The following is a 26,686-nucleotide window of genomic DNA, read 5'->3' on the forward strand; positions in this document are numbered from 1 at the left end:
TGCCAAGCCTCAATCGCGCACCCCCTCCCCGCTCGACAATCCCCCCGCAGCCACTACGTCCGAGGCATGACAGTTCTCGGCGTGACCTCTTCCATCCTCGGCCAGCCCTGGCGCTGGCGTGCGCTCGCGGCAGACGGCCGGGACGGCTTCGGCGTTGGCGGTTCGGGCGACGACCTCGTCACCCAGCTCTTGCTCGCCCGAGGCTGCCCCCGCGACGCGCTCGACGCGCACCGCACCCCGTCGATCCGCGCGTTCATGCCCGACCCGTCGATCTTCCGCGACATGGACCGCGCCGCCGAGCGCCTCGCCGACGCGGTCCAGGCGCACGAACAGGTCGCGATCTTCGGCGATTACGACGTCGACGGCGCCACTTCCGCGGCACTGATGGTGCTGGTCCTCCGCGATCTCGGCATCGAGGCGCGCCCCTACATCCCCGACCGCCTGCTCGAAGGATACGGACCTTCGGGCGAAGCGCTCGTCCGCCTCGCGAGCGAAGGCGCCACGCTGATCGTCACGGTGGACTGCGGCGCCCAGGCGTTCGACGCGCTCGACGCGGCCCGCGACGCGAAGGTCGACGTGATCGTCATCGACCACCACAAATGCTCGACCGCGCTCCCGCACGCGCTGGCGCTGGTGAACCCCAACCGCCTCGACGAGACCGAAGGCGCCGCGCACGGCCATCTCGCCGCGGTCGGCATGTGCTTCCTCGCCGCCGCCGCGCTCGTCCGCACGCTCCGCGCGCGCGGCTTCTTCAAGGATCGCGCCGAGCCGAAATTGATCGACCTGCTCGACATCGTCGCGCTCGGCACCGTCGCCGACGTCGCGCAACTCCGCGGCCTCAACCGCGCGTTCGTGTCGCAAGGCCTCAAGGTCATGGGCGCGCGCAAGAACATCGGCGTCGCAGCCTTGATCGAGGCGTCGCGCCTGACGCGCAATCCGACCTGCACCGATCTCGGCTTTGCCTTGGGGCCTCGGATCAACGCCGGCGGCCGCGTCGGTCGCGCAGACCTCGGCGTCCGCCTGCTGACCACGCAGGACCCGGACGAAGCGCGCGAGATCGCTACCGAACTCGATCGCCTCAACGAAGAACGCCGCGCGATCGAAACCATCGTGCAGGACGCCGCCGACCTGCTTTCCAGTCGCGACCGCGCGGTCGCCGTCGTCGCCGGTCACGGATGGCACCCCGGCGTGATCGGCATCGTCGCCGGCCGCCTCAAGGAAAAGCTTGGCCGCCCGTCGATCGTCATCGCGATCGACGAGAACGGCATCGGCAAGGGCTCCGGTCGCTCGATCCCCGGCGTAGACCTCGGCGCTGCGGTCATGGCTGCACGCGAACACGGCCTGCTCGTCGCTGGCGGGGGCCATGCGATGGCCGCCGGCCTGACGATCGCCGAAGCCGCGATCCCTGCCTTCACCGACTTCCTCGAAGAGCGGCTAGCCGTGGCGGTAGAACGCTCGAACGGCGACCGCGCGCTCCTGCTCGACGCGGTGCTCGCGGCAGGCGGCGTCAATCCCGGCCTCGTCGAATCGATGGAAGCGGGCGGCCCCTACGGCATGGGCTGGCCAGCGCCCCGCGTCGCGATGGGCCCGGTCCGCGTCATCAAGGCGGACGTGGTCGGCAACGGCCACGTCCGCACCATCGTCGCGGGCGACGACGGCCGCAGCATCAAGGCGATGGCCTTCCGCTCGGCCGAGAGCGCGCTCGGCCAAGCCCTGTTGGGCGCTGCCCCCCACCGCAAGCTCTGGCTGGCCGGCCGCGCGAAGATCGACGACTGGTCGTCGCGCCCATCGGCGGAATTACACGTTGAAGATGCCGCCTGGGCCGATTGAGGGGTTGACGCATCGCCGCCTTCCTTTTAGGCGCCTCCAACCACGCAGGCCCCTTCGTCTAGCGGTTAGGACGCGGCCCTTTCACGGCTGAAGCACGGGTTCGATTCCCGTAGGGGTCACCAATGGCGGAAATCAGCCGTTTTTGGTGAGTGTGTTTGGAGCGGTTGCCCCCGACATCGTAATGATTTTGCCCCCGGTCATCCGATCGGCCGCGCCGCGGGCTACCATCAGGGCTCTTGCGCGCTTGCTGTAATGGCGCACCATCTCGGGTGACATGCCGAGGATCTCCCCGATCTCACTATCGTTGATGCCGCACTCGACCAGGTAGCAGCACGCGTTCTTGCGCAGGCCGTGGAACGAGAAGCTGGCGTCCTCGACGATCATCTCGCGCGCGATTAGATCCGCGATCACCTCCTGCACTGCTGGCTCCGACATCAGCTTGCGCAGCCGCTCTTGGATCGCGGCCGTCGTCTTGAACGGAGCGCCCGAGCGCTCGTAGAGCAGCGTCACCGACCGTCGCGGAAGCTTGGCAAGCTCCTCCAGCCAGAAGGGATGCATCGGCACGGCGACGTCCTTCGTCACGCCGCCCTTGCGCTTCTTGACCTGCGTGAACTCCATGATGCCGGCGGTGATCCAGCCGTACTGCATCCTTACGCAGTCGCTCACGCGCTGCCCGGAGCATAGCCCGGTGACGATCGCGAGGCGCGTCATGGGCGTAGCCTCGGCGAGACACACGGCCAATAGGTCGGCCGGCCACGGCTCATGCTCGCCGATCGCGAGGATCGGAATCTTGTCGCATGGATTGTCGTCGCGCAGCCCGAGCTTGATCGCGTGGCGCATCAGTGAGCCGAACGCGCTCAGCCATACGTTCGCCTTGCCGGGGGTATCGGCATAGGCGTCGCGCATCTTGAACAGGCTGACCGGGCGGACGCCGGCGAGGCTCGGGATGCGGTGTCGGGCCGCATCGCTAGCCTCGCGTCTGCGCACGAACTGCTGCTCAAGGACGAGATCGAAGGCGCGGCAATCGGTGAGATCGTCGAGCGGGTGCTCGCGCCGTTCATGGACAGCAACGGTCGACGGTTTTCCGCTGTCGGCCCGACGATACGGCTGACCCCGGAAGTGACACTTGCGTTGTCTATGGCACTGCACGAGCTGGCGACCAATGCGATCAAATATGGAGCGCTCTCGGTACCGGAGGGTCAGGTGAGCATACGCTGGGACCTGAACGGCAATGCAACCGAACGCCGACTTACCTTCTCCTGGGCGGAGCAGGATGGACCTATCGTTGCTATGCCAACACGTGTTGGATTTGGTACGCGAATGATTGAGCGCGTCCTATCACGCCACATCCGCGGCAAGACGGAAATCCAATATCTGCCGGAAGGTGTTCGCTTCGCAATCGAAGCGCCGATCTAAGCTCTCGACCATGTCAGACATTTATTAACGCCGTGGCGGGCCCATTGCGTGACCACATTGGTTAAGAGCTCAGCTTATCGGGATCTGTCATATGTGCCATGTGCTCGTCATCGAGGATGATTTCCTCATCGCCGATCACATCATCCAGCTGATCGAGCGGGCTGGCGGCATATCCTTTGATCAGGCTGCCTCGCAAGATGAGGCAATCGATGCTGCGAGATTGAGGCCTCCCTCTATCATCATGTCCGACGTCAATCTCTCAGCCGGTACCGGCCCTGCCGCGGTGGAAGCCATTATCTTGGAGCATGGGCCGACGCCCGTGATCTTCGTGACCGGCACGCGCGAAGCATGCCATGTAAGTCGGCCATCGATGATCGTTCTCGACAAACCGATCAACGAACAGGCTCTTATCGCGGCGTTCCAAAGTCTGGCGCCCGCCTGAGTCAGCAATCGCCGACGGTAAGTGAAGCAGTCGCCCCATCGGCCTTACCGGTAAGACCGGGTACTTCATCAAGTTGTCTCAGGTCACTGAACCCGCCACGTTCCTTACGATATCCAACAATCATCAGGGGACTGTAGATGACCCTTCGTTCGATAGCCGCGCTCGGATTTGCCGTATTCTTGGGGGCGACGGTGCTGGCAAAGCCGGTGCCGACCGCACCTGCGGCTGTGCCGTTTAGCATCGGCTCGGTGCGTGCTGTGGCCTTGCGGGACATGATCAACCGCGTTCCGAACGACGGCAGCGTGTTCGGCAAGAAGGAAGGCCCGGCAGCTGTCGCGGATATATTGCGCAAAGCAGGCGCGCCGACCGACGCGCTATCGCTCGGTGTCGATGCGCTGCTTGTCCGCATGCCGGGCCGTATGGTCCTTATCGACACTGGCCTGGGCCCCAAGGTTGGTGGCGTCCTGATGCAGAGCCTAGCGCTCGCCAAAGTATCGCCGGCGGACATTACTGACGTCCTCATCACGCATTCGCACGGCGATCATGTCGGCGGCCTGTCGAGCGCGGACGGCAAACTGGCGTTTCCCAACGCGACGATCCGTATGACGCGCGCCGAATGGGCGTTCATGCAGAGCCAGCCCGACAATGCAGCGGTAGTCGCGACGATCACGCCGAAGGTCACGCCATTTGATCCTGGCGCGGTGGTGATGCCGGGTATCCGCGCGGTACCACTGTCGGGGCACACGCCCGGCCATAGCGGCTACGAAATCACGTCAGACAGCCAGAAGCTACTCGACATGGGCGACACTGCTCATAGCGCTATCGTGTCTCTCGCCAGGCCCGAATGGATCATCGGCTACGACACCGACGGCGAGCAGGGGCACCAGCGGCGGACGGCCGAGCTGGCCAAGTTGGCAGCGAGCGGCGAACATGTGTTCAGCCCGCATTTTCCATTTCCAGGGCTCGGCCAGATCGTCAAGGCCGGCACTGCTTATCGCTGGCAACCGGTGAAACGCTGACACCGACGGGATGCCGTCGTCACAGCACGCCAATGTTATGCAGCCACTGCTTGACTTGTCCGGGCCATTCCCGCGAAATCGGATCAGCCGTGGGCCGCATGCCGAAAGCATGGCCCCCCTTGGCGTACAGGCGCATATCCACCGGCACGCCCGCATCGCTGAGCGCCAAGGCATAGGCCATCGGTTGCCGGATCGGATCCGTTGGGTCGTTCATTGCATGTAGGATCAGCGTCGGCGGTGCCTCGGGGCTGATGGTTACCCATGGCTTGAGTTCGAGACTGTTCCTGCCTTTGCTGTCGTCCAGCATACGTGCCGTGTAGGCGACGATTGCAAAGTCCGGGCGAGGCGATTGCCGGTCAGCCGCGTCCGTAAGCGGATAGGTGCGCTTTGCGGTGTTGCTCATGTTCGCCGCCAGATATGCGCCCGCAGAAAAGCCGATGACGCCGATCTTGTGAGGGTCGATCCCGTAGGACGCAGCCTGCTGGCGCATCAGCCCGATCGCTCGCTGCGCGTCTTCCAGACCCAACAGCACCTTCGGCCGCTGGCCCTGCGGCCAGTATTGCGGCACCCGGTATTTCAGCACCGCGCAGGTCATCCCCTGCTGCGCCACCCAATCGCAGATTTCCGTACCCTCAAGATCAGTCGCTATGACTTCAAACCCACCGCCCGGCAGCACGAGCATGGCGGCCCCGCCATTGCGCCCCTTCGCTCGATACAAGGTCATGGTCGGCCGGGAGACGTAGCTCGCCCAATGCCATTTCCGCCCGCCTACGAGCCCCGTCCCGTTACCGGTAGCCTCGGGCCGATCGCCCGAGTCGGGCTTTGCTAGAAGCGTGCTCGCTGGCCAGAGCGGCATCTGAACCCCATTTTTGGCAGGCAGCCAGGTGCCCGCCCTTTCATTCTTGGGGAGCACAACCTTTGAAGGCGAGTTGTCGTTTTTGCTGATCTGCCCGTAGGCTGCGCCAGCGATACCAAATGCAAAGAGAGAGGCCACAACGAACCGGAACCGCGACAAACCGTATCTCCTGCTTTGAGGGCGCAACCTTCCTTCGGGATCAGGCGGATTGCAGAAACTGTGGTTAGCGGCCCAAGATCATCAGGCAACTGGCAGCTTCTTGCATAGGAACGGCCAGGGATATCTACGGCGTCGCTCCGCTCCGCGGCACCTGCAGGCTCGACGGACGTTCCGTAGGGTACACCTAGGGGGATGCACTTGCGCGGTCTGGATTTCAGCTCTTGGCAGAGCCTGCTCGCCACCATCCTCGGACTGACGCTCGTTACTTTGTTGGGGGTTGGCATCCGTCTGGTCACTCAAATGACGTTCCAGCAGCGCCGTGAACGAATGAACCGGCAGATCAACGAGCGCCTCAGGACACTTATCGCTGCCTACAAGGTCCTCGGCGGCTCGTTCACGGGGGACCTAACCGTCGATCCGGCCCACCGGCGCGACCTGCGGCGGAGGGAGCAGGGCGGCGTAGCAGTGGAGCCGATGGCCGCGTTGGACCTCAGTGCGGAAGGCGCGGCGGGGTCGGACCGAACGCGCCGGATCCGCGACGCGGTCGAGGCCGCACTGTCTGACATCATCTTGCTCGGTACGGAGGAACATGTCCGGCTCGCGGACAGGGCGGTTCGCGAGCTGGTCGCGGGCCACCCGGTCCACACGCACGATCTGGTTGTGTCGCTGCGTGCGTTCGTGCGCGATGCGCTCGATCTCGATCCAATCCCGGCCGACCTGACAATCGCAATGCAGGGGCCCACGCGTCCGGCAGCGTCCGGCGGCGGAAGAGGTGGTGGCAACAAAGACGATGCTGGCCGGAGCGGCGGCGGTGGTGGTGGTGGTGGTATGGGCGGCGGCGGCGGGGTTGGAGGCGGCGGCATAGGTAACAATGCTCTTGGCGACGATCCACACCATGTTGCGGGGCAGAGTGCGGAGCGATAGGCTAAACTTCCCTGAGCTAAGTCTTGGCCGACCCAGGGCGACCTATCTACACCTAGATAGAACAGGGTTAAAGACCCTGCCGTCTTCGACCGAGCCGGTGAATTAATATAATGTTAGATCCTATCCCTCGACTACATCCAGCGCATCGCACAGCTTCGCGGCTAGCAGTGTATATCCCTCACCGTCAGCAAGCTCGATTAGGCGCAGCAGCTTTTGACGGATGTACTGTGAGGTTCCGATACGATCGGATGCGGCTACGTTGCTGTTCCCGAGGAGCGCCTGGACGAGAGAATTGGGGTTTATAGGTTTTTCGCAACGGGCGACTGCAGCGTAGGCGGACGGTACGTCTGCGACATCGTTGCCGGTTGCGAAGACACAACGGATACCTCGGGCGAATAGCGCGTCCACGACAGCGTACACTTTCTGCTCGCCAAGGTTGATATCGAGAACTGCCGCATCCAGATTCTCCTCACGCTGCAGCAGCGCCAGAGCTCCCGCGACGTTCGGCACCGGCCCCAGTACCGTCGCACCTGCGCTCTGAAGATCACGCTCCAACGACTGGGCAATCAGGTACTCGTCCTCGACAACAAGAACTCGCTGATTAATCAGTAGGCACTCAGCCATCGTCATCCTCTTGGTTCGCAGCAGCCGCGGCAATCGGCACAGCGATGACGCACCGTAAGCCATCGGTGGTAAACGCATAGCTGGTTTTTGCGCCGAGCTGATAAGGCAAAGCGCGCTCTATGAGCTCCCTACCATAACCTCCAGCTGCAGTGCACATTTTTGCATTCGGCAGAACAACACCGCTCTCCAGCCATTCAACAACGAGAACGCAGCTACCGCCGACGGTATGTTCAACAGACCAAGTAATGGCCAGACGCCCTGCCACTGTCGACAAAGCGCCATGCTTGACCGCGTTCGTCGCCAGCTCGTGAAGCGCCAGAGCCATGATCTGAACAGATTCTGGGCGTAGCGGGATACCCGTTGGACCGACAAGCATGGCGCGATCATCGTCAACGCCGTGTGAGATCGCACCGAAGGCAAAAAGCTCGGACCGTAGAACCTCGTCGAACGTGACCTTACTGCCGCTGACTGTCTGCGACAGCAGACCCTGGACCCTGGACAATGCCGCAAGCCGATCACCGAACTGCGTTTTGAACTCTGAAAGTGACGACGCCCGGTGAGCTGTGTCATCCGCCAGAGACCTGACGACCGCGATCAGATTGCGCGTCCTGTGCTGAAGTTCGGACACCAATACGGCCTGCTTGTCCTGCGCCGCGCGAAGAGCATCAATATCGTTTGATGTGCCAAACCATTCGGCAAGATCGCCAGTGTCTTCATGCACTGGCAGAGCTCTCGTGCTGAACCAACGATATATCCCGTCTTTACCACACAGACGATGCTCGACGTCGAAGCCACCTGCCGCCACTGCTCCTGCCCATGCCGAGAGAACGGTGGCTTGGTCATCGGGGTGCACCATCTCTAGCCAGCCCTGCCCGCGGCTGGCCAATGCCGACTGGCCAGTGAAACTGGTCCACTGCGGACTTGCCCAACTCCAGTGCATTATTCGATCTGCCCGCCACAAAAGCTGGGGGACCCCCTCAATCAGCGCTCGTGTACGGCGTTCGCTATGGCGCAGCGACTGCTCCAGCCGTTTGCGGGCATTGATGTCGATGTTCATGCCCAGCCATTTTTCGATCCGGCCAGTCCCGTCTGTCAGTGGCACGGCGCGAACATTCATCCACCGATAGCTGCCGTCCGCAGCGCGTAGACGATATTCAGCGTCGACCGGCTGCTGATCGTTGACCGTCCTCCGCCACTTCTGGACCGTTGCTTCCCGATCATCAGGGTGGATTGCATCTGCCCAGCCGACGCCTCGCCACTCATCATAACTCTGCCCTGTGAAAGCGCGCCAGCTTGGACTGTCGACATCAACAGTCCCGTCGGAAGCTGCTTCCCACGTTGCCTGCGCGATGCCATCGATAAGCAGTTGGGCACGGGCCCGGCTCTCGCGTAACGCCTCAGCTCCACGCTTGAGGTCATCGATGTCACTGACGGCGCTCGCAATGCTGACAATGTGCCCATCTTTGTCATGGATTGGGACGCTCGCAACGCGCGTCCAAACCTTCCGACCCTCATCATTGGTGTAGAGCATTTCCTGCCCGGGAACGACGCGCTCACCCCTTATCGCCCGAGCGCCAGGAAAGTCTTGTTTGTCGAGCGCCTGGCCAAACTCATCCCAGCCACTCCAGCGCCAGCTTCGCTCAGGATCACGTGACGGGATCGTGCTCGTCGGCAGGAATTCGCGGTACTCGGAATTGGCAATGACGATACGGCCAGAGGTGTCTAGAACCGCCACACCGACCGGCACGCTTTCCAACGCGGCTGCCAAACGCGCTTCGCTGTCGCGCAGAGCAGCGCCGGCCTGCGCCCGCTCGACTGCGAGCCATGCCCGCTCAGCAGTCTCTTTTAAAAAGTTCACCTCATTTGCCGAAAAGTGATGAGGGGATCGGAAGTGGACGAAAAATATTGCGCGCAACTCGCCCGCCCTGAGAAGCGGTACGGTAAAGGTCGCTCCTATACACAGTCTCGAATGCGCCGTCTTGTTATGCTCTGCAATCGTTTCCGCATTGGCGACGTCGTCATGCGCTATAACTTCTCCAGCGCGAAGTCGTGCCAACAAGCCAACGCCGAATTTATCGATCTGGTGGCGCCCCACGATACTCGGCACATCTACAGCGTGGTTTTGTTTCACAACTATCTCACCGTCGACACTCAGCTCTTGTCCGAAGCCAACGCGATCTGCGCCGATCTCTTCTCCTAAAATGCGAGAGGCGATCTCTTGAATGCGCTCAGGATCATCAACCGTTCTGAGCGCGTCGCTCAGACGCAACAGAAAGGCGAGTCTAGCCTCGCTATTAGAGGCAGACCCCGATTGGTCTGATCCCTCAGTCATCTCTGCCGCCTTCGTGGGTTAGCATTGACGCGATTAGCAGGTTTGCAAGCATGCTGGTCAATCTAGTGCGCGCTGTGCTTCATAGACCCGTTCGATAGTTGAAACGACGAGCGCGTAACCTTTCTGGCTCAACGCAATCAGACCATTTTGCCGGTCCACCAACCCTTCATGGGTTAAAGCTATGAGCCAGCGATCGATAGTCATTGTCGAAGGGCTTCCGGGCACTTCCATGGCTTCCCATACCGGATAGTTTGCGTCGTCCTCAGCAACGTGGAGTATCAACAGAACGTCGAGCGCGGTCGGGTTGTGAAAACCAGTCGGCAGTGCATTGGCAATCGCCCGAGAGGCCGACAACATCCTTTGTGCCATCTTCCTGGTCGTTGTCGGTGCTAATACACGAGTGTCGCCACCGGGTAAGCTTAGTGGCTTTGACAATCCGCACGCTCCCTGGATGCGTTTGAAATCAATGTCGTAAGAGGCGAACGGTCACGCTCCACCCAAGAAAGTGTCAGGAAATCCGCGCTACTGCAATCTAGGAATGTCGCCAATTTCATATGATCACCTTCCAGCGCATGCCCTTATCGAAACTTTGTGTATGACCCGGCAGAGCGGTCGTGACCCAGCTGTGGCCGTTCAGGACGGCTCTAAGCCTAACCGAAACCCATCGTTCGTTCACGAGTCTTGTGGAACTCTTGGGAGCATTAACGATCCAATGCCGCAATCATTTTGAGCCGACGACCTCGATGAGGTACCGTTTCTGTGCCGAGCCGAGCGTGAGGGATGGTTCGGTGAGGCGTTAAATACTTTGACGTAGCTTGCTACCAACCAGCGCGGGTCAGGCAGCGGGTAGCCTATGGGTTGCAGGTCGTAAGAAAGTAGCGGCCGTTCGACCAGTCCAGGCATGGACCTCAGTTTAGTTAGTGAAGGGAAACGGATGTCGGTTCAGTTGTGGCTGCAACCAGTCCGAGAACTCGAAACGCGTCGGGACATTCCCGAACATAGGCGAAGCGTGCTAGACTGTCCGTCATGTCCGGACCGCTCCCGATTGAAAACGCCCAGAACTCCGACGGCGCGTCGAGCTTGGATCGTGTCCGCCCGCTCTTCACGCCGCCCGTCCCGCCCCGTTCCCGCGACTGGCCGCCGATCTGGACCGGTTTCGTCGGCGCCCGGGCGAACAATAGCGTACACGGCTGGCCGGACGACGCCTTTCGGTCGTTCTGGAAGACGCGGCAGGTGCTCGGCTTCACGGTCCACGTCGTGTCGGATCCCGACGTGATCGGTCGCGTGCTGCTCGACAACAAGGCGAACTACGAACGTCCGGCCGTGGTGAGGAAGCTCCTGTCCCGCGCGCTGGGGCGTGGCCTCTTCAATGCCGAGGGCGACGAATGGCAGGACCAGCGCCGGATCGTCGCACCGACCTTCGCGCCCGCTGCGGTCGCGCGTTTCACCAGCGCCATCACCGCGGTGACACGCGATCGCATCACCGCGTGGCCAACGTCGCAACGCAGGATCGACATGGCGCGCGAGGCGACCGACACGACCATGGCCATCATCGCCGCGACCCTGTTCGACGGCGACCCGCGGCTGACTACGCCCGCCGCCGGTCGGCACATCACGGCAATGCTCGACGCCGCCGGTCGGGCGCGTATCTCGGCGTTGCTTGGATTGCCGTCGTTCGGACCCGGCACCGGCCGCGCACGCGAAGGCGGTCGTTTCCTTCGTGACACCCTCGGCGCGATGGTCGACGAGCGGGGGCCGAGCGGCGGTCGCGACGATTTCTTCGGCGGCCTCATCGCCGCGCTGTTCGCCCGGTACCCGGCCGCGGAGGCACGCGAACTGGCGATCGACAATGCCGTCACCTTCTACGTGGCGGGCCATGAAACCACCGCAAACGCGCTCACCTGGACGATCTACCTGCTGGCAGCCCAGCCCGCACTCCAGGAAGAATTGCGTGTGGAGGCAAGGGCCGCCCTGTCGACCGGGGAAGCCGGCGACCTCGATGTTCGCCTGCCCAAGCTGCGGGCGACGCTGGAGGAAGCGATGCGTCTCTACCCGCCGGCGCCGCGGCTTGACCGCGAGGCACTCGCCAATGACGAGCTGGGTGGCCACCGGATCGCGAAAGGGGATCTGGTTTCGATCTGGCCGTTCGTCGTACATCGGCATGCCGCTCTGTGGGACAGGCCGGACGCGTTCGACCCCGACCGCTTCGCCCCGGCGCGCAAGACCGCGCTGCACCGGTATCAATATCTGCCGTTCGGGGCGGGACCACGCGTCTGCGTCGCGGCACGCTTCGCGATCGTGGAGGCGCTGACGGTGCTGGCCCACTGGCTCACCGCGCGCCGGTTCGCGATCAAGCCGGGCCAGCGGCCCGTGCCCGTCGGTCGCGTCACGCTCCGGCCGGAGGGTGGGATGCCGCTAACCGTCACGGGGCTTTAAGGTCATTGACGAACAGTCCTACCGGCTTTTAGGCCTAGTTCGATGAACATGCGACGGTGGAGTTGTTCGTACGGTTGAAGGCGTTCCATCGCTTCGGTTAACACGCTTCTGACCCATTTTCCGCCATTTATCGCTGTTGAGACGATTCCCGAAACCCGTCGTTCGTTCAGGTGATTCAGCCCACCCCTTCGGCCATCTGGTGCAGGCGTATGGTACAGGCCGGACTTAGGACGAAGATGCCCGCCGCGACCTTTCCGAAGATCCCCGCATCTCTCTAGGGCAACCGAGCTCTCGGAGATGCGCATGATCCATTCCAATCTTTTGTCTGCCTTCCACGTCACCCAACACCAGATGCTCGTTCATCGATCCGCAAATTGACTCTAGGTAGGAGCGGACGGCAGTGCCACGCGTTCTGGTTGCGTAACGGTAGGAGTGACGTGTGCTTATAAAATTGGGGCAGTTATCGGCGGCTGCATTGCTCCTAGCGGGATGCAGCGTCAGCGTCGCACCCGACAATCAAACAACAAGCGCCAATACGAGTGACGCTACCGTCCCGGCGCATTGGACCAAAGACACCCGCGCGCAGCTTCGCCAGGCGATCGACTCGCGTGCGGCGCACGGTCTGGAGCAGATGCCGTTCGCCAGCGATGCGGGTGATGAGGTCAGCGCGACACAGCAAGCTCTGGCCTTTGCCGCCGCCTTGGCACACGGCGCGACTGATCCGACCAAGTTGTACGACGTGTACACCGTAACGCGGCCCACCCCGGATTTGCGCGCCGGGCTGGCCAACGCTCTTCGCGCCAACGATGTGAAAGGCTGGCTTTCCAGCCTCGCGCCTACCGACCAGAATTATACACGCCTTTCAAAAGCCTATCTCGCGCTGCGTCAGCAGCCCGGCGCACCGACCCCTGCGATCCCCGTCAACGGCGAGGCTATCAAGCCCGGCGCGGTCGATCCACGTATCGCGACAATCGCGCGCGAACTCGCGATCCTCGACTATCTCGATCAGCAGTCGGCGCAGGGCAATCAATACACGCCCGCGATGGTCAAGGCCGTGCAACAAATGCAAGCCGATTACGGCATGAAGCCTGATGGCGTCGTCGGCAGCGCAGTGCTCGCGATCCTCAACATGTCAGATACCGATCGGGCCCGCGCGGTGGCGATCGCGATGGAGCGACTGCGCTGGCTTGAGCGGACACCGCCCGCTACGCGGATCGACGTCAATCTCGCGGCGGCGCGGTTGACCTACTGGCGTGACGGCAAGATTGCCGACAGCCGGAAAGTTGTGGTGGGCGAACCCGACCGCGAAACGCCGCAATTGGGCTCGCCTATCTTTCGCTTGGTTGCCAACCCGACCTGGACGATCCCCCGCTCGATTGAAGGCGAGACGGCGGCGAAGGGCGGTGCCTATCTCAAGGCCAACAACATCGCGCGCAAGGATGGCTGGCTCGTGCAGCAGCCCGGGCCGAAAAACTCACTTGGCCTCGTCAAGTTCGACATGCTCAACGATCAGGCGATCTACCTGCATGATACACCTGCCAAGTCGCTGTTTGCGATGATTCAGCGGCAGCGTAGCCACGGTTGCGTGCGAGTCGATGACGCGCTCGGGTTCGCGGAAATCCTGGCGCGTGACGAGGGCGTGACCGATCAATGGCATCAGGCACGCGGCACCGGTGAAGAGACGTTCGTCAAACTGCCCAAACAGATACCGGTGAGGATGCTCTACCAGACAGTGCTGTTCGACGACGCAGGCGAGCCGATCGTGCGCAATGACCCCTATGGCTGGGATGATCGCGTTGGCGCAGCACTGGGCTTCAAGACGGGGAAGGCGTTACGCGTCGAGACTCGTGCCAGCGACGAGGGGCCGTGAACCGGCCATTATGAGGCATGCGGAACTTGCTTCAGATGGAAACGGCTTGCTTCATCTAGCGTCGCTTTGACCCACAAGTGGACGCTCAGGCGCCCTTCCCCGCCTCCCAACTTCGGACGCTGGTTCATCCTTAGGAATGACCGATTTTGGAGCCCGGCTATCGGCTAGCGAATGTCGTGATAGGGCAGGAAAGCGGACAGGCCGCTTTATCGAACGCAAAGAACGCGCGTCAGTCGAATTTTATTGAGAAGACGCGGACTGAAAAACCGTTTGCCCGCACTTCCTTGAGCGCGGCTTTATCTGCTCCGGCTTTGAACGTGGGACCACTAGTCGAGATAGTTTTGACGAATTGCCAAGGCGAATAGCTCTGCGGCAGGTTCGCCCCCGTTCGGTCGACTGTATAGGCCACCGCGCCTTTCACCCCAGAAAACACATATAGGGCTTCACCATCACGGGAAGCTTCCGCGCTTCCGACTGCTACGCTCCCTGCTATCGATAATACGAGCGCGCATATGCGTCTGGTCTTCCTCATTGGTCCCCCAAGCAGCATGTTGCACCATACAGAATATTACTGAACGAACGGCAGCTACTGAGCAAGGCGCCAAGGTGAGGCCGTGGCCGAGAATGGGCGAAGGCACCCTACCCTACAGCTTCCGGCCAGACCCAATCACGGCCATTGAAGCCTGAGCGACCGTCTTCCGAAACTGGACGTCCATTCATCGAGCTTGAATAGAGGCCTAGGTCACGACCGGCGCTGGTATGAACTGCGCGGCCTCGGCCCCCATCTACGACCCGGGTAGCGGCTGCCTTCATGGCAGCGAATTCATGCAACTGGGATGTCCTCCCGCCGGTTCAGCGGTGATGACCCTGTTCAACAATCAAATCGCGATAGTCACTGGCGGTGAGTCTGGAATTGGTGCCGCCTGCGCCAAGGCGCTCGGCGACGGTGGTGCCCGCGTCGTGATCACCTATTTCAAAGATGCGGGAGCGGCGCAGGCGGTCTGCGCGTCGATCGGCGGCGGCGATCGCGCGATCGCGGTCCAAGCCGATGTCGGTGACGAAGCGGCGGTCGAACGGTTGTTCGTGGCAGCTGAAAAGGCGTTCGGCACGGTCAGCCTGCTGGTCAATTCCGCCGGATTGAACATGAGCGGCGTGATGCTGGTCGACATGGAACTCGGGCAGTTCGACCGGGTCGTCCGTTCCGATCTTTATGGCCCGTTCCTGACCTGCCGTCGGCTAGTCCGCGCGCTCGAAGCGAAGAATGCCAGGGGCCGGATCGTGAACATATCGTCGATTCACGAACGCGCGCCGCGCCCGGGCGGGGTCGATTACGATTCTGCAAAGGGTGGCCTGTCGCAGTTGACCGCGACCTTGGCACTGGAACTGGCCCCCAAGGGTATCGCGGTGAACGGAGTCGCGCCGGGAATGATCCTGACGCCGATGAACCAGTCCGCGCTCGATCATCCGGACGAGCTCGCAGCGAAGGAGGCGGCGATCCCGTGGAAGCGCGCCGGGCGGCCCAACGAGGTCGCGGCGCTGGTCGCGTTTCTACTGTCGCCAGCGGCCGACTATATCACCGGTACCACCGTGACGATCGACGGCGCGCTATCGCTCACCGTGGCGCAGAGCGCATGACGATCACGTACGCAGTCGAGCAGCTCGACACCGTTACGATCTCCGCCGCGTCAGTGATCGAGGGCATGGACCTGATGAGTCCGTTCGTCTGGCAGGAAGGCGACCTGTACCGGATCATGGTGCGCGGCGTACCGCATCCGCTCGAGCCGCGTGATCCGACCGGGATCATCGCGCGCGGGGAGAGCCGCGACGGGCTGACCTTCATCATGGACCCGGGTCTTGCGATCACCCCTGGCCCTGGTGCGGAAGACCTAGGCGGCTGCGAGGATCCAACCGTTCTCATGGCTTGCCACGAGTATCTCGTCTATTACACCGGCGTCGATAAAGCGCGCACCCAAGGGTGCATGATCCTCGCCGCAGGTCCCGACCTTACCGCGCTGGTCAAGGAAGACCTGGTGCTCAAGGCACCGCCGGGCGAAGGCAATATCAAGGAAGCGACGCTCGCGCAGACCGCGGCCGGGGACTGGCGCCTATTCTACGAATATGCCGCGCAGGGCGCGTCGCGGATCGGCATGGCGGGCGGCCCGACGCCGAAGGGCCCGTGGACCGTGCTGCCCGATCCGTTCGGCATCCGCGCGGACAGCTGGGACAATTGGCATCTGTCGACCGGGCCGATCTGGCAGGCGGCGGGGCGGGATCCGGTGATGTTCTACAACGGCGCGACGCACGATGCGCGCTGGCGGATCGGCTGGATCAACTTCAGTCCCGATTTCGCGCGAGTGACAGGGCGCGGGCTCGAACCGCTGCTCGTGCCACCGCCCGCCTTGACGCGCGAGGCAACCGACATCGCGTTTGCAGCGTCGGCCGTGGCAGCGGGCAACCTGATAGCGCTTTATTATTCGCTGGAGGACCGGATGCTACGGCGAGCGTTAATTGGACGGTATGGCGGTTAGCGAAACCAATCGCCACGCCGCGGAACGGCGAGAAGGCTGACTTGGCAGGCAGCTAGACGGGTTAAGCGAGGTCGACATCATGCGGGTCGCGTGCAACCGGTTCTTCAAGATCGCCGACAAGCAGCTCGACCCACAATCGGACGCTCAGAGCATCGGTTCAACTCCCCAACTTCGGCCGCTTGTTCATGTCCATGGCCAGAGTGAAGTTAGGACGGCGAGCCCCTCCATCTGACCGCCAGGCTTTTTCAAAAAGAGATGGTATTTCGGGATAGCCGGCATGTGCCAGTGGTACGGCTCGTCCTTGCTGCAACCTCGCAGACGGTCGGTTTACAAGCTCGCTTCAAAGATGGCCTAATCACCGTAAGGTATGTAAATCGCTCCTTTTTACGCTGACGGGGCTGGGTGGGTCGGATGCCAGAGCAGGCAGGAAATAACGCTCGATATCAGGCGATATTCGAGAGCGCGATCGACTTCGCGATCATCGGCCTTGGTACCGATGGCTCAATCACTGATTGGAATCCCGGTGCAGAACGGACCTTCGGCTGGACGGCAGAAGAGATTTGCGGCCAGTCTGCGGATCGCTTCTTCACGCCAGAGGATCAAGCGGCGGACCGCCCCGTCGTCGAGATGCGCTGTTCGCTGGCTGAAGGCCGAGCCACTGACGAACGTTGGCATCTAAAAAAAGACGGCACACGGTTCTGGGCGAACGGCGAGATGATGCCGCTGCGATCCGATGATGGTGCCCACATCGGGTTCGTGAAAATCCTGCGCGATAGAACCAAGGAGCGCCTCCTTGCCGAGGAAGCGCGCGTGGATGCGGAGTTTCTGCGAAGCGTCCTCGCGTCGTCGGACGACTGCATCAAGGTTCTCGATTTGGACGGCGATCTCCTGGCAATGACCGAAGGCGGCATGCGGGTCATGGAAGTCGACAATTTCGAAGCGATCCGCGGCTGTGCCTGGACCAGCTTCTGGACCGACCAGGGCAACGCCGACGCCAAGGCGGCTGTCGAAACCGCCCGTGGCGGAGGAACGGCGCATTTCCGCGGACCGGCGAAAACGATGGCGGGCACGCCAAAGTGGTGGGACGTGAAGGTCACGCCGATACTCGGGCTCGATGGCCGGCCTGACAAGCTGCTGGCCGTATCTCGCGACGTATCGGTACAGCGGAAGGGCGAGCTCAACCGGGATGCCCTGCTGGAGCTGGGCGACCGGCTGCGCGAGTGCACCTCGACCGCCGATATGGCCTATGCCGCTGCCGAAGTTTTGGCGCGGACCTTGGGGGCCGATCGTGCCGGTTTTGGCGAAGTCGATCTGACGGCAGAGACGCTTACCATCGAGCGAGATTGGACGGCGCCTGGCGTTGCCTCGCTGAGCGGCATTAACCTCCTGCGGGACTACGGCTCGTACATCGAAGACTTGAAACGTGGCCGGAGCATTATCCTCGATCGGACTTCAGGCGATCGGCGGACCAACGCCGATGCGCTACAGCAGGCAGCGGCGACGGCTCTGATCAACATACCTCTCATGGAACAGGGTGCGCTCTCTGCGATTTTCTTCGTCAACCAGCGCCACACCCGCCGGTGGGCCACGGCAGAGATCGCTTTCGTTCGCGAAATCGCCAATCGAACGCTAGCAGCGATCAAGCGTCGTCGTGCGGAGACGAGATTGAACGATCTTGCGACTTCTCTCGAGGCGCAGGTCGCGGAGCGTACCGCCGACCGGAACCGTCTCTGGATATTGTCGCGGGACATTATGCTGGTGGCAGGCTTCGACGGAGTGATCTCGGCCGTCAATCCGGCGTGGACGGCAACGTTGGGTTGGTCTGAGGCCGAATTGGTTTCCCGGAGCTTTCTTGATCTTGTCCATCCGGATGACTTGATAGCGACGCAGAACGCCGCTGTTGCGATGACTGACGGCGCATCGTTCAGTCGCTTCGACAATCGTTATCGTCACAAGGACGGCAGCTACCGCAATATCACATGGACGGCCGTACCCGGCGATGGCCTGCTCATCGCAGTCGGCAGGGATGTAACGGCGGAACAGGAGCAGACCGAAGCGCTTCTTCATGCCGAGGAAGCCCTTCGTCAGGCTCAGAAGATGGAAGCAGTAGGCCAGCTCACCGGCGGCCTCGCCCACGATTTCAACAACCTGCTGACCGGCATGATGGGCAACCTCGAACTGCTTCAGGTCCGTGTCGCCCGCGGCCGTCTGGAAGATCTCCACCGCTTCATCAACGCAGCGCAGGGCGCCGGACGACGCGCTGCTGCGCTCACGCAGCGACTGCTGGCGTTCTCCAGGCGGCAGACGCTTGACCCCAAGCCCACCGACGTCAATCGGCTGATTACCGGGTTTGAGGAAATGCTCGCGCGAACGGTGGGAGCAACAGTGGACATCGAGATCGTAGGTGCCGTCGGATTGTGGCCTGCGGAGATTGATGCCGGCCAGCTTGAAAATGCGATTCTGAACCTGTGCATCAACGGTCGCGACGCCATGCCGGATGGCGGCAAGCTGACGATCGAAACAGCGAACAAATGGCTGGACGATCATGCCTCCAAGGATCGCGACCTTCCGCCGGGCCAGTATATCTCGGTCTGCGTGACGGACACCGGCACCGGCATGACGCCAGAGGTAATCCAGCGGGTGTTCGAGCCGTTCTTCACGACCAAACCGCTTGGGCAGGGAACAGGCCTTGGCCTGTCGATGATCTACGGGTTCGCCCGTCAGTCCGGGGGCCATGTACGGATATATTCCGAGGTTGGTCTCGGCACGACCGTCTGCATTTATCTGCCGCGCTATCACGGAGACGTCGTCGACGAAGAGGTTGAGACGCTACGCGTTGCGGCTGAGGCTGCCGGCGGTCAGACGGTCTTGGTAGTGGATGACGAAGCTTCGATCCGCCACCTGATCGATGAGGTCCTAGACGAGTGCGGTTATACAGTGATCGGCGCAGCCGATGGCGCGTCAGCGATAAAGGTCTTGCAGTCGGGCGCCCGCATTGAGCTGCTAATAACGGACGTTGGACTGCCTAACGGCATGAACGGCCGTCAGGTAGCCGATCAAGCGCGCGTAATCCGGCCAGGTCTGAAGGTGCTTTTCATCACCGGCTTTGCTGAGAACGCAGCAGTAGGGAATGGTCATCTCGAACCCGGCATGGAGCTGCTCACTAAACCGTTCACGTTGGACGCTTTAACGAGCAAAGTGGCCGCGATGATGAAAGCGCCGGCCTGATCAAAGCGTCCGCTTTTGGCCATATTGGCTTCCGATTGGAACCCCGCAGCGGGACAGCCGCCTCGGTAGCTTGCATACGATTCCGGGCTCTGCCTCCGTCGGGGGGATGTTGCCTCTCGAGTTATCGATATTGTTGAAAGACAGTCTTTTAATCGTCACCCGACCATGAAACACATGCGAACCTATCCTGCCGCTGGCCGTTTACCGCCCATGTTGCATCGCGTCATCTACCTTAGCAGATCCCTCATTGGTGCCGATCCGACTGGAGTTTCAGCAATTTTGGCGTCGTCAATCCGATGGAATACGCAGGTCGAGGTTACAGGAATGCTTTGGGCGGATGGGCAGAATTTCGCCCAGGTGATTGAAGGCGATCCCGGCGCCGTTGAGCGAACCATGGATCGTATCCGCGGCGACGAACGGCATGCCGACATCGAGGTACTGTTAGACCGCCAGGTGGCGTCGAGGCAGTTTGGAAGCTGGTCGATGCGGCGCGCAGGTGACGACGATGCGAGCGCCCACGGGACAACCTTTATGATGGGATTTGCGATGAGCAGCTCTAACGCGTCCGCCCGACGACTTTATCAAATAATTCTGGCGAGTGACGGCCTCGGGGCATAGAGGTTAAAGCCCTAACAGCTACGATCGAGCTCAACAAACGGCTGCTATTAGGCCACGTGGACAAAGGGCAGCCACAGCGTAACTGATGCGAGCGCGACGAAGCCGAGATATGACTCTGCTGTCTTGTCATAACGCGTTGCGACACGGCGCCAGTTCTTGAGCTTGCTGAACAAACGCTCGACGAGATTGCGCCAACGGTATTTCTCGCGATCATGCGGTATCGGTATGCGGCGGTTACTTTTGGTTGGAATGACCGCCTCGACATCCGCCCTGGCGAGTTCCTGGCGGATGGCATCAGCGTCATAGCCCTTATCGGCAAGCAGGGCCTCGATCCGGTCAGCCAGCATCCCGAACAAGGGCCCGAAGCCCTTCACGTCGTGGGCCTGGCCCGGCGTCAGGACGAAACATAGCGGTCGCCCCTGACCGTCACAGCGGGCGTGCAGCTTGGTTGTGAAGCCGCCTCGCGAACGGCCGAGCCCTTCGAATTCTTGATCCCTTTTTTTAGCCCGACGGCGCAGTGGTGCGCCCGGACTACGGTGCTGTCGATCATGTCGGCGCTGACATCCCGCTGGACGACAGCGGCCAGGGTCTCCAGCATGGCTTCGAACACGCCCGTCACGACCCAGCGACGATACCGCCGGAACACGCTGTTCCACTTGCCATATTCATCCGGCAAATGCCGCCATTGCGCGCCTGTCCGCGCCATCCACACCATGCCTTCGAAATAGGGCCGGTTGTCTCCCGCGGGTCGGCAGCCACGTCCTCGCTCCGACGGCAGCAGGGGCCCGATCAGAGCCCACTCATCATCCGAAACCCCAATCCGCTCGCCCAACGCCGCCTCCAAAAGACAGCCTTGAATCAACCGATCAGATGCGCGTCAACCTTTGTCCACGTGGCCTAGTTACCCAGATCGTTCGCTTAAGCGTCCAACTATGGGCGAACATGCCCTGCCCTACGCCTTCCGGCCAGACCCACAATCGGACATTCATGCGCTCGTCGCCACTTCCCGACTTCAGACACTCGTTCACCTTTGCGCCAGGCGCTTTTGGCGTCCGATCTGCCGTCATAGGCGTCCTGACTGGGGGATAACGGACCGTCCGATATCGGCAGGCGGGCGGCGTTAGCCGACATTGGATGACGCAGTTCGTTTCCAGAAAAAGGCCTCTTGATCGAGAACCTTGAGCGACCATGCCGAGCAATCGCGAAGTCGCTGGACACAGTTTTGATGAGCGCCCAAATTCCAGCAGTATTCGACACTCATTATGGGACCTCAGATGACCCTTCGTTCCATCGCCGCGCTCGGATTTGCCGTATTCTTGGGGTCGACGGTGCTGGCGAAGCCGGTGCCGATCGCGCCTGCGGCTGTGCCGTTTAGCATCGGCTCGGTGCGTGCTGTGGCCTTGCGGGACATGATCAACCGCGTTCCGAACGACGGCAGCGTGTTCGGCAAGAAGGAAGGCCCGGCAGCTGTCGCGGATATATTGCGCAAAGCAGGCGCGCCGACCGACGCGTTATCGCTCGGCGTCGATGCGCTGCTAGTCCGCATGCCGGGCCGCATGGTGCTCATCGACACTGGCCTGGGCCCCAAAGTTGGTGGCGTCCTGATGCAGAGCCTGGCGCTCGCCAAAGTATCGCCGGCGGACATTACCGATGTCCTCATCACGCATTCGCACGGCGATCATGTCGGCGGGCTGTCGAGCGCGGACGGCGAACTTGCGTTCCCCAACGCGACGATTCATATGACGCGCGCCGAATGGGCGTTCATGCAGAGCCAGCCCGACAATGCGGCGCTAGTGGCGACAATCATGCCGAAGGTCACGCCATTTGATCCTGGCGCGGCCGTCATGCCGGGGATCCGCGCGGTACCACTGTCGGGGCACACGCCCGGCCATAGCGGCTACGAAATTACCTCAAACAGCCAGAAGCTGCTCGACATGGGCGACACTGCTCATAGCGCTATCGTGTCTCTCGCCAGGCCCGAATGGATTATCGGCTACGACACCGACGGCGAGCAGGGGCGCCAGCGGCGGACGGCCGAGTTGGCCAAGTTGGCAGCGAGCGGCGAACATGTGTTCAGTCCGCATTTTCCGTTCCCAGGGCTCGGCCAGATCGTCAAGGCCGGCACTGCTTATCGCTGGCAACCTGTGAAACGCTGACGCAGACGCAATGCCGTTGTCACAGCACGCCAATGTTATGTAGCCACTGCCTCACCTGGCCGGGCCATTCCCGCGAAATCGGATCGGCCGTGGGCCGCATTCCGAATGCATGGCCCCCCTTGGCGTACAGGCGCATATCGACGGGCACGCCCGCATCGCTGAGCGCCAAGGCATAGGCCATAGGTTGCCGGATCGGATCCGTTGGGTCGTTCATTGCATGTAGGATCAGCGTCGGCGGTGCCTCGGGGCTGATGGTTACCCATGGCTTGAGTTCGAGACTGTTCCTGCCTTTGCTGTCGTCCAGCATACGTGCCGTGTAGGCGACGATTGCAAAGTCCGGGCGAGGCGATTGCCGGTCAGCCGCGTCCGTAAGCGGATAGGTGCGCTTTGCGGTGTTGCTCATGTTCGCCGCCAGATATGCGCCCGCAGAAAAGCCGATGACGCCGATCTTGTGAGGGTCGATCCCGTAGGACGCAGCCTGCTGGCGCATCAGCCCGATCGCTCGCTGCGCGTCTTCCAGACCCAACAGCACCTTCGGCCACTGGCCCTGCGGCCAGTATTGCGGCACCCGGTATTTCAGCACCGCGCAGGTCATCCCCTGCTGCGCCACCCAATCGCAGATTTCCGTGCCTTCCAGGTCGGTCGCTATGACTTCGAACCCACCGCCTGGCAAAACCAGCATGGCGGCTCCGCCATTACGCCCCTTTGGTCGATATACGGTCATGGTCGGTCGGGTGACGTAGCTCGCCCAATGCCATTTGCGCCCGCCCACGAGCCCCGTCCCGTTACCGGTCGCCTCAGGCCGATCGCTGGAGTCGGGCTTCGCAAGAGGCATGCTTGCTGGCCAAAGCGGCACCTGAACCCCATCCTTTGCAGGCTGCCAAATGCCTGCCCGTTCATTCTTGGGCAGGACAACCTTCGAAGGCGCATTGTCATTCTTGTTGATCCGCCCGTAGGCTCCACTAGCGATGCCAATTGCGAGCAGAGAAGGCACAACGAACCGGAACCGCGACAAACCGTATCTCCTGCTTTGAAGGCACAACCTTACCCGCAAAAGCCCTGAAAATCACCGAGCGGACGGTGGCTTTCAAAACCAACTGCTTTCATGCTCAGGCACGCCATCCTGTACTCGTATACTCCATTGTCTCCGCCGTTTGCTGCGCAACGGCTTCGTCGAAGAATCGCACGACGACCCGCAATGCGAGGTCGATGCCGGCGCTCAACCCTCCGGACGTGGCGATGCGCCCCGCCTCGACGAAACGAGGTCCGCGGCGCAGCATGATTTCGGGAAACGCCTTGGCGAAATTGTTCGAGGCTTTTCGGTTGGTCGTCATCGGGATTCCGTTGAGCAGGCCTGTCTTGGCAAGCTGAAATGCACCCGTGCAGATCGACATCGTGAGCAACGCCTCACCGTGCGTCGCCTTAATCCAGTCGTGGATCGGAGAGGTGGCACGCGTCGCAGGTCTCGGATAGTCGAAGTGCGGCACTACCACCACATCGGGCACGGGGGCGTCGTAGACCGTATAATCGGGCACCATCATCAAACCACCAGACGCGCGGACGGGCTTGGCTGTTTCCGATACGGTGAACAGTTCAAAAGCCGACACGTCTTGACCAGGGCGATAGGTATCTTGAAATGCCTCCCAAGGGCCGGCGACGTCGATGACCTGAACGCCGGGATTGATCGCAAAGGCCACCCTGATTGCGCGTCCCTCGGGCGCGACAAGACGGTCCCGCGTGGTAATGCCTGGCAGGTAGGAGAAGCCGCCGTGTATCGGCTCGCTTGGAGCGCGCCGAGCCGCTGAGCAGCCAGCGGTCGCAAACGGCGTGGCCAAGAGGAACGCGGTGAACTGGCGGCGGTGGATCATGCGCTACTCCTAAGGCCGAACTCGACGAATGGCGGTAAGACGCCTTCAGATCGGCATCCTCGGTGCTGCAAAACCTGGTTACAGGCTCCTGCTGGCGATGATCGCGCCGCCGGTGCCGGCTTGCAACAACAGGGCGGTTCGTAATCCAGCCCGCTCGGGTGGCAGCGGGAAGCGTGCGCTCCGCCCAGACCAGCTGCCGAGCGCGACGAGCTGGCGAACGATGTTGCGGTGGGGGATCGTGCGCCCACCATTCTCGCCGGCGCGGATCGGCACAGGGATCGTCCGCGGATCATAGCGGACCAGCCACAGCGTCCCCTTCCCTACGCCGCGCTCGACGACCGCCGTACGCCCGTCGCTCCGGATTTCAGGCCCACCGACCCCGCGATCATAACGGGCGATCGCCGCATCGACGTCACCTCTGCGGTTGCCGGTCAGCACACCGCGGCCATTGACGATCACCTGCGGCGTGGCGACATTGCTGCGGCCGCCGGCCTTCGCATAGTCCCATTGGCGCTGCGTGAAGGCCGGATCGCCGAATGTGTCCTTCCAGCCGAGCCTGTCCCAATAGGTGACCGCAAAGCTGAGCGCGAGCACGTACGGACGATCGGCGACGGCATTGATCACCAGATCCGCCGGCGGGCACGACGAGCAGCCTTGGCTCTGATAGAGTTCGACGACGGTCGGATGCCGCGGATCGGCGGCAAATGCGGGAGCGGTTGCGGTCGCAAGAACAGCGATCGCGAGGCAGGTCAGTCTACGCACGGAGATTCTCCTTCGATTGTCGTGATCAGTCCCTCGCCGATCCATTGCCCCAGCCAGCGTCCGGCGGCAGCGACACCCTCCGCTTCGCCGAGCTCGTCGACGAGATACGTGCAAAGATCGGCAAACGGTGCGCCCGCACGTACGCGCAGGATCGCCTGCATCTCGGTCCGGTCGGTCGTGCGAAACCGCGACACGTCGTTCTGTCGCCAGACCAGGAAGCCTGCAGTCTCAGGCAGCATCGCGGCGGCAGGCGGCGGATCGCCGTCGATGATCGCGGACCAGAGCGCCGGGGCGTTGCTGGTCACCTCATGAATGTCGAACGAAGGCACGAACCTCAGGACAGCCCGGTCCCAGTCGACGCCCGCCAGCCGGGCCGTGCCGAGAACATCGGCATCCGCGGCGACGAATGCCTCGCCCAGTGCGAGTTCAAGCGTCGCCAGCTCGGCGACTTCTGGATCGTCCGCATACAGGCGACCGAGCGTCGCGGGCACGTCGCGCGGATAGGCGTCGAGTGTCCAGCTGCTCGGCGGTACGGCATCGATATGACACGCCGCGGCAGACCGGAACGCGGCGCCGCCCAGCCAGTCGCGCGTTACCGGGAAACTCGTCTCGAGGCACTCGATCAGCTGCGCATGGTAGTTGTTCTGATAGACCGCGAGCCCGGCGCGCATGGCAGGTGCGCTCAACCCTGCCGCATTGCCCGCGTGCAGCCATGTCCGCATGTCGCGTTGCAGATCGATCAGGCTCATGCCGCCGCCTTAAGCGCAGGGCAGCCGATGCTGCGTGCGATCTCGAGTTCGGCAAACAGGTCGGCGAGCGGCGGAATGGCATCGTCGCGCTCGATCATCGTCGCGACCGGCCCGAGCCGCGGCAGGACATGCGCGTACAGGTCCCATACCGACGCACAGACAGGCGTATCGTGCGTGTCGATCAGCAGGTCGCTGCCCTGGCTGTGTCCGGCCAGATGGACTTGCCGCACACGATCTGCAGGCACGCCGTTGAGATAGGCGACCGGGTCGAACCCGTGGTTGGTCGCGCTGACGAAGACGTTGTTAACGTCGAGCAGTAGCCCGCAGCCGGTTCGCGCTGCCACATGATCGAGGAATTGCCATTCGGTCATATCGGCGCCGGGAAAGTCGATATAGCTCGAGGGATTCTCGATCAGCATCGTCCGGTCGATCGCGTCCTGTGCCCGATCGATGTTTGCACAGACGATATCGAGCGCTTCGGTGGTATAGGGCAGCGGCAACAGGTCGTGCGCGTTGAAGCCGTCGATCCGGGTCCAGCTCAGATGATCCGAGACAAACAGCGGATCGATCTCGTCCACCAGCGCGCGCAGCCGCTTGAGATAGGCCCGGTCGAGGCCATCGGCCGACCCGATCGACATCGACACGCCATGCAGTGCGACCGGATATCGCTCCCGGACGTCGCGCAGGATGCGGCGTGGCTGACCGCCATCGACCATGAAGTTTTCCGATATCACCTCGACAAAATCGACGTCGACCGGTTGCTGCAGGAGTTCGGCATAATGCGGCTTGCGCAGGCCGATGCCGAAGCCGGAAAAGGGTGTGGGTGGCATAGAGCGTCTCGCTGCCGGTAGGAAAAGGCGAGCCCGGTA

At 62.2% G+C, this 26,686-nt stretch carries 23 protein-coding genes, 1 tRNA gene and 1 pseudogene; 14 read left to right on the forward strand and 11 right to left on the reverse strand.

The window, feature by feature from the left end:
* Positions 1-66 precede the first annotated feature (66 nt).
* The gene (gene recJ, locus AC3D24_RS07080; protein ID WP_489029359.1) at positions 67-1,830 is read left to right on the forward strand and encodes a single-stranded-DNA-specific exonuclease RecJ; all 1,764 of its coding nucleotides are present in this window, start codon (positions 67-69) and stop codon (positions 1,828-1,830) included.
* A 47-nt stretch (positions 1,831-1,877) separates the two neighbouring features.
* Positions 1,878-1,952, forward strand: a tRNA-Glu gene (locus AC3D24_RS07085).
* Between the two features lie 10 nt (positions 1,953-1,962).
* Here AC3D24_RS07085 and AC3D24_RS07090 read toward each other — a convergent pair.
* Positions 1,963-2,817: a tyrosine-type recombinase/integrase gene (locus AC3D24_RS07090; protein WP_489029360.1), complete on the reverse strand. Its 855-nt coding sequence runs from the start codon at positions 2,815-2,817 to the stop codon at positions 1,963-1,965.
* On the opposite strand from AC3D24_RS07090, the gene AC3D24_RS07095 reads away from it, so the two are divergent.
* The 3 genes from AC3D24_RS07095 (at position 2,782) to AC3D24_RS07105 (ending at position 4,707) form a co-directional block, all read left to right on the forward strand.
* Complete coding sequence (locus tag AC3D24_RS07095) at positions 2,782-3,246, forward strand: HWE histidine kinase domain-containing protein (protein WP_489029361.1); 465 nt, start codon at positions 2,782-2,784, stop codon at positions 3,244-3,246. The genes AC3D24_RS07090 and AC3D24_RS07095 overlap by 36 nt on opposite strands.
* A 91-nt stretch (positions 3,247-3,337) precedes the next feature.
* The gene (locus tag AC3D24_RS07100; RefSeq protein WP_056678329.1) at positions 3,338-3,688 is read left to right on the forward strand and encodes a response regulator; all 351 of its coding nucleotides are present in this window, start codon (positions 3,338-3,340) and stop codon (positions 3,686-3,688) included.
* Between the two features lie 137 nt (positions 3,689-3,825).
* Entirely contained in the window at positions 3,826-4,707 is an 882-nt protein-coding gene (locus AC3D24_RS07105) for an MBL fold metallo-hydrolase (protein WP_489029363.1), read from the forward strand.
* A gap of 19 nt (positions 4,708-4,726) precedes the next feature.
* On the opposite strand, the gene AC3D24_RS07110 is transcribed toward AC3D24_RS07105, so the two are convergent.
* Positions 4,727-5,722 carry an alpha/beta hydrolase gene (locus AC3D24_RS07110; RefSeq protein WP_489029365.1) on the reverse strand — a complete coding sequence of 332 codons (996 nt, stop codon included), beginning with the start codon at positions 5,720-5,722 and terminating at the stop codon, positions 4,727-4,729.
* A 192-nt stretch (positions 5,723-5,914) separates the two neighbouring features.
* Between AC3D24_RS07110 and AC3D24_RS07115 the strand changes: the two genes are divergently transcribed.
* Positions 5,915-6,646 carry a hypothetical protein gene (locus AC3D24_RS07115; protein WP_489029367.1) on the forward strand — a complete coding sequence of 244 codons (732 nt, stop codon included), beginning with the start codon at positions 5,915-5,917 and terminating at the stop codon, positions 6,644-6,646.
* A gap of 120 nt (positions 6,647-6,766) precedes the next feature.
* Here AC3D24_RS07115 and AC3D24_RS07120 read toward each other — a convergent pair whose 3' ends face one another.
* The 3 genes from AC3D24_RS07120 to AC3D24_RS07130 are packed head-to-tail and all read right to left on the reverse strand — an operon-like array spanning position 6,767 to position 9,971.
* Positions 6,767-7,270: a response regulator gene (locus AC3D24_RS07120; protein WP_489029368.1), complete on the reverse strand. Its 504-nt coding sequence runs from the start codon at positions 7,268-7,270 to the stop codon at positions 6,767-6,769.
* Positions 7,263-9,602: a PAS domain S-box protein gene (locus tag AC3D24_RS07125; RefSeq protein WP_489029369.1), complete on the reverse strand. Its 2,340-nt coding sequence runs from the start codon at positions 9,600-9,602 to the stop codon at positions 7,263-7,265. Before AC3D24_RS07125 ends, AC3D24_RS07120 begins: the two co-directional genes overlap by 8 nt.
* 57 nt (positions 9,603-9,659) lie before the next feature.
* Positions 9,660-9,971 (reverse strand): hypothetical protein, encoded by a 312-nt coding sequence (locus AC3D24_RS07130; RefSeq protein ID WP_139227104.1) that lies wholly within the window; start codon positions 9,969-9,971, stop codon positions 9,660-9,662.
* Positions 9,972-10,628: 657 nt separating this feature from the next.
* On the opposite strand from AC3D24_RS07130, the gene AC3D24_RS07135 reads away from it, so the two are divergent.
* The 7 genes and pseudogenes from AC3D24_RS07135 (at position 10,629) to AC3D24_RS07165 (ending at position 20,282) form a co-directional block, all read left to right on the forward strand.
* Positions 10,629-12,038 (forward strand): cytochrome P450, encoded by a 1,410-nt coding sequence (locus AC3D24_RS07135; protein ID WP_489029371.1) that lies wholly within the window; start codon positions 10,629-10,631, stop codon positions 12,036-12,038.
* A 439-nt stretch (positions 12,039-12,477) separates the two neighbouring features.
* A complete protein-coding gene (locus AC3D24_RS07140) occupies positions 12,478-13,908 on the forward strand; it encodes a L,D-transpeptidase family protein (RefSeq protein ID WP_489029372.1) in 1,431 nt (476 codons plus the stop codon).
* 861 nt (positions 13,909-14,769) lie between these two features.
* A complete protein-coding gene (locus AC3D24_RS07145) occupies positions 14,770-15,543 on the forward strand; it encodes an SDR family NAD(P)-dependent oxidoreductase (protein ID WP_489029373.1) in 774 nt (257 codons plus the stop codon).
* Positions 15,540-16,436 carry a glycoside hydrolase family protein gene (locus AC3D24_RS07150; protein ID WP_489029374.1) on the forward strand — a complete coding sequence of 299 codons (897 nt, stop codon included), beginning with the start codon at positions 15,540-15,542 and terminating at the stop codon, positions 16,434-16,436. Before AC3D24_RS07145 ends, AC3D24_RS07150 begins: the two co-directional genes overlap by 4 nt.
* Positions 16,437-16,847: 411 nt before the next feature.
* Positions 16,848-17,591, forward strand: a pseudogene (locus AC3D24_RS07155) (PAS domain-containing protein); the annotation flags it as partial.
* Between the two features lie 84 nt (positions 17,592-17,675).
* Positions 17,676-19,664 (forward strand): ATP-binding protein, encoded by a 1,989-nt coding sequence (locus tag AC3D24_RS07160; RefSeq protein WP_489033091.1) that lies wholly within the window; start codon positions 17,676-17,678, stop codon positions 19,662-19,664.
* 210 nt (positions 19,665-19,874) lie between these two features.
* A complete protein-coding gene (locus tag AC3D24_RS07165; protein ID WP_489033092.1) occupies positions 19,875-20,282 on the forward strand; it encodes a BLUF domain-containing protein in 408 nt (135 codons plus the stop codon).
* A gap of 47 nt (positions 20,283-20,329) precedes the next feature.
* Here the strand turns inward: AC3D24_RS07165 and AC3D24_RS07170 are convergent.
* Positions 20,330-21,102 (reverse strand): IS5 family transposase gene (locus AC3D24_RS07170; protein ID WP_489033094.1). Its coding sequence is split into 2 segments (ribosomal slippage): positions 20,330-20,764 and positions 20,767-21,102, totalling 771 coding nucleotides; the frame shifts between segments, so codons are not numbered across the junction.
* Between the two features lie 454 nt (positions 21,103-21,556).
* Between AC3D24_RS07170 and AC3D24_RS07175 the strand changes: the two genes are divergently transcribed.
* Positions 21,557-22,438 carry an MBL fold metallo-hydrolase gene (locus AC3D24_RS07175; protein ID WP_489029376.1) on the forward strand — a complete coding sequence of 294 codons (882 nt, stop codon included), beginning with the start codon at positions 21,557-21,559 and terminating at the stop codon, positions 22,436-22,438.
* A gap of 19 nt (positions 22,439-22,457) precedes the next feature.
* On the opposite strand, the gene AC3D24_RS07180 is transcribed toward AC3D24_RS07175, so the two are convergent.
* From AC3D24_RS07180 to bufB, 5 genes are all read right to left on the reverse strand, one after another.
* Positions 22,458-23,453: an alpha/beta hydrolase gene (locus AC3D24_RS07180; protein ID WP_489029377.1), complete on the reverse strand. Its 996-nt coding sequence runs from the start codon at positions 23,451-23,453 to the stop codon at positions 22,458-22,460.
* A 94-nt stretch (positions 23,454-23,547) separates the two neighbouring features.
* Complete coding sequence (locus AC3D24_RS07185; protein WP_489029378.1) at positions 23,548-24,306, reverse strand: DJ-1/PfpI family protein; 759 nt, start codon at positions 24,304-24,306, stop codon at positions 23,548-23,550.
* 78 nt (positions 24,307-24,384) lie between these two features.
* On the reverse strand, positions 24,385-25,068 hold the full coding sequence (locus AC3D24_RS07190; protein WP_489029379.1) for a DUF1223 domain-containing protein: 684 nt from the start codon (positions 25,066-25,068) through the stop codon (positions 24,385-24,387).
* Positions 25,056-25,817, reverse strand: a complete 762-nt coding sequence (locus AC3D24_RS07195) for an HvfC/BufC family peptide modification chaperone (protein ID WP_489029380.1) — start codon at positions 25,815-25,817, stop codon at positions 25,056-25,058. Before AC3D24_RS07195 ends, AC3D24_RS07190 begins: the two co-directional genes overlap by 13 nt.
* The gene (gene bufB / locus AC3D24_RS07200) at positions 25,814-26,647 is read right to left on the reverse strand and encodes an MNIO family bufferin maturase (protein ID WP_489029381.1); all 834 of its coding nucleotides are present in this window, start codon (positions 26,645-26,647) and stop codon (positions 25,814-25,816) included. Before bufB ends, AC3D24_RS07195 begins: the two co-directional genes overlap by 4 nt.
* Positions 26,648-26,686: the final 39 nt, after the last annotated feature.

It is taken from the genome of Sphingomonas sp. SL1004, from assembly GCF_057815015.1.

Bases quoted from the DNA above. Each gene is read 5' to 3' on its own strand.
- AC3D24_RS07100 (WP_056678329.1), top strand. From the start codon at position 3,338: ATGTGCCATGTGCTCGTCATCGAGGATGATTTCCTCATCGCCGATCAC.
- recJ (WP_489029359.1), top strand. From the start codon at position 67: ATGACAGTTCTCGGCGTGACCTCTTCCATCCTCGGCCAGCCCTGGCGC.
- AC3D24_RS07165 (WP_489033092.1), top strand. From the start codon at position 19,875: ATGTTGCATCGCGTCATCTACCTTAGCAGATCCCTCATTGGTGCCGAT.
- AC3D24_RS07115 (WP_489029367.1), top strand. From the start codon at position 5,915: ATGCACTTGCGCGGTCTGGATTTCAGCTCTTGGCAGAGCCTGCTCGCC.
- AC3D24_RS07185 (WP_489029378.1), bottom strand. From the start codon at position 24,306: ATGATCCACCGCCGCCAGTTCACCGCGTTCCTCTTGGCCACGCCGTTT.
- AC3D24_RS07135 (WP_489029371.1), top strand. From the start codon at position 10,629: ATGTCCGGACCGCTCCCGATTGAAAACGCCCAGAACTCCGACGGCGCG.
- AC3D24_RS07105 (WP_489029363.1), top strand. From the start codon at position 3,826: ATGACCCTTCGTTCGATAGCCGCGCTCGGATTTGCCGTATTCTTGGGG.
- AC3D24_RS07175 (WP_489029376.1), top strand. From the start codon at position 21,557: ATGACCCTTCGTTCCATCGCCGCGCTCGGATTTGCCGTATTCTTGGGG.
- bufB (WP_489029381.1), bottom strand. From the start codon at position 26,647: ATGCCACCCACACCCTTTTCCGGCTTCGGCATCGGCCTGCGCAAGCCG.
- AC3D24_RS07125 (WP_489029369.1), bottom strand. From the start codon at position 9,602: ATGACTGAGGGATCAGACCAATCGGGGTCTGCCTCTAATAGCGAGGCT.
- AC3D24_RS07130 (WP_139227104.1), bottom strand. From the start codon at position 9,971: ATGGCACAAAGGATGTTGTCGGCCTCTCGGGCGATTGCCAATGCACTG.
- AC3D24_RS07120 (WP_489029368.1), bottom strand. From the start codon at position 7,270: ATGGCTGAGTGCCTACTGATTAATCAGCGAGTTCTTGTTGTCGAGGAC.
- AC3D24_RS07145 (WP_489029373.1), top strand. From the start codon at position 14,770: ATGACCCTGTTCAACAATCAAATCGCGATAGTCACTGGCGGTGAGTCT.
- AC3D24_RS07195 (WP_489029380.1), bottom strand. From the start codon at position 25,817: ATGAGCCTGATCGATCTGCAACGCGACATGCGGACATGGCTGCACGCG.
- AC3D24_RS07160 (WP_489033091.1), top strand. From the start codon at position 17,676: ATGGCCTATGCCGCTGCCGAAGTTTTGGCGCGGACCTTGGGGGCCGAT.
- AC3D24_RS07150 (WP_489029374.1), top strand. From the start codon at position 15,540: ATGACGATCACGTACGCAGTCGAGCAGCTCGACACCGTTACGATCTCC.